This is a genomic window from Streptomyces sp. NPDC044002, from assembly GCF_056434525.1.
In genome coordinates this window covers 1-5,455 of sequence record NZ_JBWKEZ010000096.1, presented here as the reverse complement: position 1 = coordinate 5,455, position 5,455 = coordinate 1, and the positions used below count along the sequence as shown (strand labels likewise).

The window sequence follows — 5,455 nt, the reverse complement described above, 5'->3', positions numbered from 1 at the left end:
AAAAACCGCTTGCCGTGGGGTTTTGGGGGTTGGGGTGGGGGGTGGGTTTTTTTTTTTTTGTGTGGGGTTTTGTTGTTTTCTTTTTTCTCCCCCCCCCCCCCCCCCCCCCCCCCCACCGCACCACGTGGTGGCCGACCTGATCGACCGGCTCGACGGGCCCACCCGCAAGTACCTGTGCCGCGACCAGTGGCTGCCCGCCGCCGCCGTCACCCTCCTGCTGCGCCACGGCACCGACGCCGACCGGCACTACATCGCCCGCAACCCGCACGTCGTCGGCCGCCCGCTGCCCGGCCTGCCCGGCCCCGCCCGGTACGCCGCCCGGCCGGGACCCTCGCCCGAACTGCTCGCCGAGACCGGCCCCGGCCCCCTCACCCCCGACGAACTGATCCGCCTGCTGCGCCGGCACGCCCGCCGCCCCCGGATCCCGCTCACCCTGCTCCGCATGCCGCACCTCCTCGACCTCCACGACCCCGAGCCGCTGCTGCGCGCCCACGCCCGCGCCCCGCTGCCGGCCGGCGCCGTCGAGGCGCTGCTGCTGGCGGGCGGACTGCCCCGGCAGGCGTGCCGCGCACTGCTCGACGCGCGCACGGGGGACACGTACGGCCGCCACTGGTACCGGCCCGCCGTCCGGGCCGTCCGGATGGGCCTGCTGACCTGCGACGAGCTCGTCGCGTACGTGGCCCCCGCGGCCCGCACCCTGCTCCTGGGCCACCTCCCCGCCACCCGCGGGCTGCGCTGGACCCTGCCCGAACAGGCCGAGATGCAGTCGGCCGTGCACCGCGCACTGCGCCCCGCGCTCGGTGACGACCCCCGGCTGTGGGCCGAACTGGGCCGCCGGGCCCCCGCCTTCCGCGGCACCCTGCCCGACCTGGCGGCCGCGCTGGCCGCGGGCATCCCGGCCGCGCCCGGCGACGTACGCCACGACCCGGCGCTCGCCCGCGCCGTCCGCCACCTCGCCCCGGACCCGGCCCCCGCCGATCCGGCCGGCGCGTGGGAGCGCGAGCTGGCCCTGGTGAGCCTGGCCGTGCCGATGGACACGGCGGCCGAGGACGTCCGCTGGGTCCGCGACTGCCTGGACCGGGGCCTGCTCACCGGCGCCGACGTCATCCGGCACAAGGTCCCCGCGTGCTGGGCGCTCGACGAGGACCAGTGGCTCGGCGACACGGGCCACCCCGACCGCCACGACCGGCCCGCCGCCGTGCTCGCCGCCCGCGCCGAGGCCGACCGGCTCTTCGACGCGGCCCTCGGAGACGACCCCCGGGCCTGGTGGCGCGCCGCCCGGGCGCTCCCCGACTTCGCCGGAACCCTCCCCGAACTCCTGGCCCGGGTCACGGACGGGGACTCCGTGTCCAAGCGCCCCTGAGTTGCGGCAACAATGGGGGGCATGAGCGACAGTCCAGCCCCCCTCGCCGACCCGCACCTCCTCTTCGACGCCGCGGCCGGCCGCCGGGACATCGTCATCCTCGGGTCGACCGGGTCCATCGGCACCCAGGCCATCGACCTCGCCCTGCGCAACCCGGACCGCTTCCGGGTCACCGCGCTGTCCGCCGCCGGCGGGCGCGTCGACCTGCTGGCCGAGCAGGCCCGCAAGCTGCGGGTGCGGGCCGTGGCCGTCGCCCGCGAGGACGCCGTACCGGCCCTGAAGGAAGCGCTGGGCGAGCAGTACGGCGCCGGCGAGCCGCTGCCCGAGATCCTGGCCGGGCCCGACGCGGCCGCCGAACTCGCCGCCTCCGACTGCCACACCGTCCTGAACGGCATCACCGGCTCAATCGGCCTCGCCCCCACCCTCGCGGCGCTGCGCGCGGGCCGCACCCTGGCCCTGGCCAACAAGGAGTCGCTGATCGTCGGCGGCCCGCTGGTCAAGGCCCTCGCGCAGCCCGGCCAGATCATCCCCGTGGACTCCGAGCACGCGGCCCTGTTCCAGGCCCTCGCCGCCGGCACCCGCGCCGACGTCCGCAAGCTCGTGGTCACCGCGTCCGGCGGCCCCTTCCGCGGCCGCACCCGCGCCGAGCTGGCCGCCGTCACCGTCGAGGACGCCCTCGCGCACCCCACCTGGGCCATGGGCCCGGTCATCACCGTCAACTCGGCGACCCTGGTCAACAAGGGGCTGGAGGTCATCGAGGCGCACCTGCTCTACGACATCCCCTTCGACCGCATCGAGGTCGTGGTCCACCCGCAGTCCTACGTGCACTCCATGGTCGAGTTCACGGACGGCTCCACCCTCGCCCAGGCCACCCCGCCCGACATGCGCGGCCCCATCGCGATCGGCCTCGGCTGGCCCCAGCGGGTCCCCGACGCCTCCCGCTCCTTCGACTGGACCAAGGCCTCCACCTGGGAGTTCTTCCCGCTCGACACCGAGGCCTTCCCCTCGGTCGGCCTCGCCCGGCACGTCGGCACCCTGGGCGGCACCGCCCCCGCCGTCTTCAACGCGGCGAACGAGGAGTGCGTGGACGCCTTCCTGGCCGGGCGGATGCCGTTCACAGGAATCATGGATACGGTCTCCGCAGTGGTCGACGAGCACGGAACGCCCACGTCGGGAACTTCCCTGACGGTGGCGGACGTCCTCGAAGCGGAGACCTGGGCCAGGGCCCGGGCACGGGAGATGGCGGCGCGGGCCGCCGTGGAGGCGGGCGCATGACCTTGCTGCTGACCCTGACGGGCGTGCTCGTCTTCGTCGTCGGGCTGCTGTTCTCGATCGCCTGGCACGAGCTCGGCCACCTCTCCACGGCCAAGCTCTTCGGCATCCGCGTGCCCCAGTACATGGTCGGCTTCGGCAAGACCATCTGGTCCCGCAAGAAGGGCGAGACCGAGTACGGGATCAAGGCCATCCCGATGGGCGGCTACATCCGCATGATCGGGATGTTCCCGCCCGGCGAGGACGGCAAGGTCACCGCCCGCTCCACCTCGCCCTTCCGGTCGATGATCGAGGACGCCCGCTCGGCGGCCTACGAGGAGCTCCAGCCCGGCGACGAGACGCGGCTCTTCTACACGCGCAAGCCCTGGAAGCGCGTGATCGTGATGTTCGCGGGCCCCTTCATGAACCTGGTGCTCGCCCTCGCGATCTTCTTCGGCGTCTGGATGACCTTCGGAATCAACCGGACCACCACCCAGATCGCCAGCGTCTCGCCCTGCGTCATCCAGCAGAGCGAGAAGCGCGACGTCTGCAAGGACGGCGACCCGGTGGCCCCCGCGAAGAAGGCCGGCCTGCGGGCCGACGACCGGATCGTCGCCTTCAACGGCAAGAAGGTGGCCGACTGGGCCGCCCTCCAGAAGCGGATCCGCGACACCGTCGGCCCCGCCACCGTCACCGTCGTGCGCGACGGGCAGCAGCTCAGCATCCCCGTCGACCTGATCGCCAACCAGGTCGCCAAGACCGACGGCCACGGCGGCTACGTCAAGGGCCAGTACGTGACCGCCGGCTGGCTCGGCTTCAGCCCCAAGAGCGAGATCGCCGCCCTGTCCTTCGGCGAGTCCGTCGACCACATGGCCGAGATCGTCGACAGCAGCGTCGAGGGGCTCCTCAAGCTCCCCGCCAAGATCCCCGCCCTCTGGAACGCGGCCTTCGACGGCGCGGAGCGCGAGGCCGACTCCCCGATGGGCATCGTCGGAGCGGCCCGGATGAGCGGTGACATCGCCGCCCTGGACCTGCCCAGCGAGCAGAAGATGTCGATCCTGCTCAACGTGCTCGGCATGTTCAACCTGTCGCTGTTCCTGTTCAACATGCTGCCCCTGCTGCCCCTGGACGGCGGGCACATCGCCGGCGCCCTGTGGGAGTCCCTGCGCCGCACCGTGGCCAAGGTCTTCCGGCGCGCCGACCCCGGCCCCTTCGACGTGGCGAAGCTGATGCCCGCCGCGTACGTGGTCGCCGGCGTCTTCGTCTGCTTCACGCTGCTGGTGCTCGTCGCGGACGTGGTCAACCCGATCAAGATCACGTAGTCGTACGGGCACCCCCCCAGCGGCGACCGGAGCCGGGCACGCATCGTGCCCGGCTCCCTACGTTCGGGTGGCGCGACCCCCTCGGATGCAAGGGGCGCGCGCAGCTTGGCGTAACCTCGAAGGCTGGAGCCCGCCGATCTCGGGACCTCGATCCACACCTTGGGGTTGCACAGCAGATGACTGCCATCTCTCTCGGAATGCCGTCCGTGCCGACGAAGCTTGCCGACCGCCGGGTCAGCCGCAAGATCCAGGTCGGTTCCGTGGCCGTCGGCGGCGACGCGCCCATCTCGGTGCAGTCGATGACCACGACCCGCACCTCCGACATCGGCGCCACCCTCCAGCAGATCGCCGAGCTGACCGCCTCCGGCTGCCAGATCGTCCGCGTCGCCTGCCCGACGCAGGACGACGCCGACGCGCTGGCCGTCATCGCGAAGAAGTCGCAGATCCCGGTCATCGCCGACATCCACTTCCAGCCCAAGTACGTGTTCGCCGCGATCGACGCCGGCTGCGCCGCCGTCCGCGTCAACCCGGGCAACATCAAGCAGTTCGACGACAAGGTCAAGGAGATCGCGTACGCCGCCCGCGAGACGGGCACGCCGATCCGCATCGGCGTCAACGCCGGCTCCCTCGACGCCCGCCTGCTGAAGAAGTACGGCAAGGCCACCCCCGAGGCGCTCGTCGAGTCCGCGCTGTGGGAGGCCTCCCTCTTCGAGGAGCACGGCTTCGGCGACATCAAGATCTCGGTCAAGCACAACGACCCGGTCGTCATGGTCAACGCCTACCGCCAGCTCGCCGCCCAGTGCGACTACCCCCTGCACCTCGGCGTCACCGAGGCCGGCCCCGCCTTCCAGGGCACCATCAAGTCCGCCGTCGCCTTCGGCGCCCTGCTCTCCGAGGGCATCGGCGACACCATCCGCGTCTCCCTCTCCGCGCCGCCGGTCGAGGAGGTCAAGGTCGGCAACCAGATCCTGGAGTCGCTGAACCTCAAGCCGCGCCGCCTGGAGATCGTCTCCTGCCCCTCCTGCGGCCGCGCCCAGGTCGACGTCTACAAGCTGGCCGAGGAGGTCACCGCCGGCCTGGACGGCATGACCGTCCCGCTGCGCGTCGCCGTCATGGGCTGCGTCGTCAACGGCCCCGGCGAGGCCCGTGAGGCCGACCTCGGCGTCGCCTCCGGCAACGGCAAGGGCCAGATCTTCGTCAAGGGCGAGGTCATCAAGACCGTCCCCGAGTCCAAGATCGTGGAGACCCTCATCGAAGAGGCGCTGAAGATCGCCGAGCAGATGGAGAAGGACGGCGTGGCCTCCGGCGAGCCCAGCGTCGCCATCGGCGTCTGACCTCCGGTTTCGACAGAGGCCTTCCGGCCCCGGGCCCAGGGGGGGGGGGGGGGGGGGGGGGGGGGGGGGGGGGGGGGGTGTTGGGTGGGGGGGGGGGGGGGGGGTGCTCGGCTTGCCGTACGCTGAGGTGTTCGGCTTCGCGCTGTGGGGGGTGGTTGTGGGTCTCTTGGTGGTGTTCTTGGTGG

The 5,455-nt window shown here is 72.4% G+C and carries 4 protein-coding genes; all 4 read left to right on the top strand.

Going from position 1 to position 5,455, the window contains the following annotated elements:
* Positions 1–124: 124 nt before the first annotated feature.
* The 4 genes from AC07A6_RS38380 (at position 125) to ispG (ending at position 5,270) form a co-directional block, all read left to right on the top strand.
* Complete coding sequence (locus AC07A6_RS38380; protein ID WP_478780204.1) at positions 125–1,363, top strand: hypothetical protein; 1,239 nt, start codon at positions 125–127, stop codon at positions 1,361–1,363.
* Positions 1,364–1,375: 12 nt separating this feature from the next.
* Positions 1,376–2,638: a 1-deoxy-D-xylulose-5-phosphate reductoisomerase gene (gene dxr, locus AC07A6_RS38375; RefSeq protein ID WP_478780203.1), complete on the top strand. Its 1,263-nt coding sequence runs from the start codon at positions 1,376–1,378 to the stop codon at positions 2,636–2,638.
* Complete coding sequence (locus AC07A6_RS38370; protein ID WP_478780202.1) at positions 2,635–3,936, top strand: M50 family metallopeptidase; 1,302 nt, start codon at positions 2,635–2,637, stop codon at positions 3,934–3,936. The genes dxr and AC07A6_RS38370 overlap by 4 nt, the downstream gene beginning before the upstream one ends.
* 176 nt (positions 3,937–4,112) lie before the next feature.
* Positions 4,113–5,270: a flavodoxin-dependent (E)-4-hydroxy-3-methylbut-2-enyl-diphosphate synthase gene (gene ispG / locus AC07A6_RS38365; protein WP_362470209.1), complete on the top strand. Its 1,158-nt coding sequence runs from the start codon at positions 4,113–4,115 to the stop codon at positions 5,268–5,270.
* The last annotated feature ends 185 nt before the right edge of the window (positions 5,271–5,455 follow it).